At 42.4% G+C, this 4,465-nt stretch carries 6 protein-coding genes; 5 read left to right on the plus strand and 1 reads right to left on the minus strand.

Annotated elements, in window-relative coordinates; all coding sequences use genetic code 11:
- The 5 genes from BACCELL_RS26705 to BACCELL_RS00815 all read left to right on the plus strand — a co-directional run.
- The coding region (locus BACCELL_RS26705) for a hypothetical protein (RefSeq protein WP_007209567.1) at positions 1 to 420 on the plus strand (420 nt) is incomplete at its 5' end.
- 2 nt (positions 421 to 422) lie between these two features.
- Positions 423 to 611 (plus strand): hypothetical protein, encoded by a 189-nt coding sequence (locus BACCELL_RS00800; RefSeq protein ID WP_211211303.1) that lies wholly within the window; start codon positions 423 to 425, stop codon positions 609 to 611.
- A gap of 11 nt (positions 612 to 622) precedes the next feature.
- On the plus strand, positions 623 to 1,687 hold the full coding sequence (locus tag BACCELL_RS00805) for a hypothetical protein (protein ID WP_007209569.1): 1,065 nt from the start codon (positions 623 to 625) through the stop codon (positions 1,685 to 1,687).
- 1 nt (position 1,688) lies between these two features.
- Positions 1,689 to 2,633, plus strand: a complete 945-nt coding sequence (locus BACCELL_RS00810; protein WP_007209570.1) for a hypothetical protein — start codon at positions 1,689 to 1,691, stop codon at positions 2,631 to 2,633.
- A 28-nt stretch (positions 2,634 to 2,661) separates the two neighbouring features.
- Positions 2,662 to 4,083 (plus strand): hypothetical protein, encoded by a 1,422-nt coding sequence (locus BACCELL_RS00815; RefSeq protein ID WP_007209571.1) that lies wholly within the window; start codon positions 2,662 to 2,664, stop codon positions 4,081 to 4,083.
- Positions 4,084 to 4,244: 161 nt separating this feature from the next.
- Here the strand turns inward: BACCELL_RS00815 and BACCELL_RS27075 are convergent.
- A partial coding sequence (locus tag BACCELL_RS27075) for a hypothetical protein (protein ID WP_007209572.1) occupies positions 4,245 to 4,465 on the minus strand: 221 nt, incomplete at its 5' end.

A 4,465-nucleotide genomic window follows, 5' to 3' on the forward strand; every position in this document is an offset into this window, starting at 1 on the left:
GAAGCTTATCACCGGGCAGATAATAGCCGGAAGGTTTACGCACAGACTAAAATATTCCGTTGGTACGGGCAATGGGATGAACGGGAAGTGATTACGCGCGGCAAGTTTGTAAGGCCCGATACTAGCGAGATAGAAGTACGTGCTTTTGTTGATTCACCCAAAGGGCAGATTATAGATCCGCAAAACTATTTTGATATGACTCACATCTTTACTACAAATGAGAAGGGGGCACCGCAAACAGTGATCGGGTACGGTGAAACTGTAGTAGTGCCAGCCAGTATCGTAGGTAAGGATCCGAATGTACGGCCCGTTTTTGGCGTGGAAGTGTTTGAAAGAACGGCTTTAAGGCCGATGATGATAAACGGTAAGGCGGTAGTTATTAACGGCAAGATAGCCACAATTAGTATACCTAAAAAATGAATGTGAAAATGTACTCGGTGCCCGAAGCGATAGTTTCGGAACTGAACTTGAAGGATTATCGGCAAAGTGACGGGAAAGGGAATTATTTACTATCGTCTCGTGATTTACGCTGTTATGGGATTGATAAGGCTATTTCGGAAGGTGCTGTATTAATACAGGCAGATGAAGAAAAGCAGAAGTTTAATAAATAAATAGTAACGTTATGGATATAAGTGCAATAGATACGCTAGAAGCTATTATCGACGGTGATACCGTTGTTCCTGGGATGAATTTCGTTTTGCCGGCTGGTATCGGGAAGACTCAATATTACAACCCTTCTACAAAAGCATGTACGCCGGATTATACTAAGGCGGCAAATCAGATCATAATTTACCCAGCCTGTTATTCTTCTGGTAGCGGCAAATTCTTAATACCGTCTTCGGCGGACATGATGTGGTATTATGATGATCCGAATACAACAGCTGCGCAAATTTTGGCGGCAAAGGGTGGGGCTATCGCTGATAAGTATAAGACATTGTTTCAAAAAACGACTTATACAGTGAATAATCAGACGTTCCCCGCATTAAAGATTATAGGCAATTTGGCGGCGGCAGATAGTTTAAACGATGTCTCTATTTATTTCAAATCAAAGTTTAACGATATGGAAATAACTTGTCATGGTACAATAGCGATAAAAGAAAGCGTGGGAAGCCTTTTCGATATTCTGATAAATTGCGTAAATGAAGATGGAGTAAATGATACAGTAATTGATAATGATAGCGAATACCTGGTACTAACTGCATCTTTACAGGATAGCGGCTTGGATGTGGCTGCGACTGGATCTTGGGGATGGAAGAAAGCAACATCCGGCGGTTTGGTTACGGTAAGTCATGTTCCTGGTGTTACTGAATTGTCTAATACAAATAAGACACTAAAACTATACGATGGTGCAATAGAAGGGACGGAAGAATACTTCGCCTGTGTTACTCATAATGGTGTGACTTATCAGAAAGGAATACAGGTAAGCGACACACATGATCCTTTTTATATTAATATTGGGCGTAATCAGGCTAGTAATATGGTGAAGGAAAGCGATACTATCGTTTATACTCCTTCCGTGTTAGCGAGATCTTCGCGAGCTGTACAGACGGGATGGAGCTTTTCTTTTACTTTAAGGGATAATAGCGGTAATACCGTCAGGAGCGCGACTGCACAAACTTTCCAGGTAACAGGAAGCGAAGTACATGCTAAAGCAGGGCTTATAACTCATATCATAGCACGTAAATAATATGGATGTGGCAGCTTTTGATAGTTTAATTCCTTATCCTAAAGACGGTAAGGATGGAATCGGGGAACGTGGCCCGTTACCTTATCCGGCTGGAATTTTCCAGTCTGATGTTTCATATACGGCCACAAAAGATAAGACACCGATTGTTTATTATAAAGTTGGAAAGACTTTTTATGTAATGAATAAGGTGGCAACAGTAAAGGGGCTTAATCCAGCGGATGATTATGCGAAAAATGGGAATAATGCAACATGGATCCCATTTGAGAATTATAAAGCCGTATTTACTGAAATATTAATGGCTGAATTTGCGAAATTGGCTTCTGCCGTGTTTTGGGGGGATTATATGTTTTCTCAATATGGAAGAGATAGCGAAGGGAAACTAACGGAAGATTATAGCCAATTTGGTGAATCTGGTTTTTCCCCTAGACTCCAAATTAATTTTAAGACGGGAGATATTTTTTGTGAATCATTGACTACTAAAGGGGCGAATTATAATAAACTGATACCTGCAGAATATGATGATAGAGGCATTTATATAACGAATTGGGGTATGCCGGATGCGGGTAGACCTAATAAGAGTAATTACATTTACAATACGAAATCGGGGCCGATTACAGCGATACTAGGGCCAGAATATCTTTTGACCCCATCCGGTGAATATTATAATCCATGTGCCAATGTGGAATTTATGATGATACAGAGATATGCGGGTGGTGCTAATGATGTGGTTAAAATAAGTACAATAGGGCAGGTCAGTGTTACGTTAAATGGTATTTATTGTGGTGACGGTATAGAATTATATCCGAATACTTTTGTGAAGTTCCTGTATAAAGAGGTGCCCGAAGAAAGTGGATCTATTCATTACCTCATAATAAATAGCGGGGATTTTGACATTGTAACTGTTGGATTAAGTAAGAAGGCCGTAGCTAAGCATCGGTCGTTTTAAGTAAGTAATAATTTATGCATAGAATTTTATGGATGGAATTGATTTAGCAAATGAGCTTGATAACTTAAATGTTGTCGATGAAAATGACCTTATTCTAGGTTATAGTAAAGCTGGTAAGAAATTCGGTTTTGTGCCGGTTTCTTTTGTAACTAACGGTGGTTATGCTTGTAGGCGCTGGAATATAAATAATAGTAGCCCAACCGGTGAAGCAGTTGGGAACTTGGATTATTTGCGTAATTTACCTTCCCTTTTAGGACTTGGATGTTATTTGGTGGATAAGAATCACGGGCGGCGAAAACTGGATCCGACGAATCATTATAAATTCGCTACGGGTGAAACTGCAAAGCTTGACGGTACAATGGGGGATTATATGTGGGGCTGGTCTACAAAATGGTATTATGCTTGGTGGGTGGAAGGTAATTATTACTATGAAGCTGCAAGCCTTAAACCTATTCCGGGCCGATATAATTATTTGATACCGGTTGCATCTACTTCGGCGCTGGGTGTTGCCATTGTCGATCGGGAAAATAGTGAACTTGTTAGCGTGGTTAATCAAAGCGCACGTTATCGAGGTGGGAACAATGACGCGGCTAAAGATTCGACTTACAAAACATTGCTAGGTCGTGCGGCCACAGGCTTAAGCGCGGAAACTTTCGGGGCTTATGCCAGGAAGAAGGGAGAAGGCTGGGAAGGATATTGGTATGCTCATTCTGGGATTATTGGGGCCCTATTTCGTATTATCTTTGGTACTCGTAATGTACAATCGGCTTATAATGCGAATAAAGACAGTAACGGGCTTTTTCAGGGCGGTTTAGGTAATGGCGTTACTGATGCTGGTGCTTGGTGGAGTGGTGCAGACGGTTACGGTACTTATCCTTTCTTACCGACTAGCGCAGGCGTTGAACTGGCTGATAATTGTGGGGTTTCTAATTATGCGGTTAAAGGGGCTGACGGATCAACTGTATACACTGCACCTATACCGTCTTTCTTTGGACTTAAAAACTTTTTTGGTTATATGGGGCGTTGGGGGCGTGGCGAACTTATTAGTAAGAAGGCGGATGGTAGCGGTGATATGTATATCGTACCTCGTCTACATTCGACTTATAGTATGAGTTCTCTTACCGGTCTTACTAAAATTGCGTCTTTTCCAAAAGCGGCTGTTGCAAGTACTTGGGAATATACAAAACAATTGAGTATGCAGAATCTTTGTCATACGCCGACGCTGACGGGGGGAACAACCAGTACTTATTATGCTGATGGCTTTCATAATGATAACGCTGTTTCCGGCCTTCGTGTGCCTGCCCGTGGTGGTAACGCGGGCGCTGGTGGTATTGCTGGCTTTGAGTGCTTGGTTGTGTACTATGGTGTCTCGACGTCCCATGCGTACTTCGGCTCGCCCCTCTGCGAAGCAGATGAAGACTGGGACACTACGCCATTCTTGGCGGTCTAATGTGGCCTTATGGTGCCTAAAGGGTGCGAAGTTCTCTTACAGTGTACAAAAGCACCCAAGGCACGTAGTGCCGCAAAGCCCCGGTAGGGGCTGTATTAAAATTGATCTTTGACATTTTTTCATATCCCAATTTTCTAAGTATCTTTGTACCGTGATGAAAATCATAGGTTGTTTTTCTTGGAGCTGTTTCCGGCCTTCGTGTGCCTGCCCGTGGTGGTAACGCGGACAATGGTGGTAATGCTGGCTTTGAGTACTTGAATGTGAACAATGGTGTCTCGACGTCCAATGCGAACTACGGCTCGCCCCTCAACTTTGATGTGTGGTTTGTTGTCAGCTACCACACATATAAAATAGAAAAAGGCCTCGCCCGACGGCGGAAAAT

The sequence above is a fragment of the Bacteroides cellulosilyticus DSM 14838 genome (assembly GCF_000158035.1).
Classification (GTDB): Bacteria; Bacteroidota; Bacteroidia; order Bacteroidales; family Bacteroidaceae; genus Bacteroides; species Bacteroides cellulosilyticus.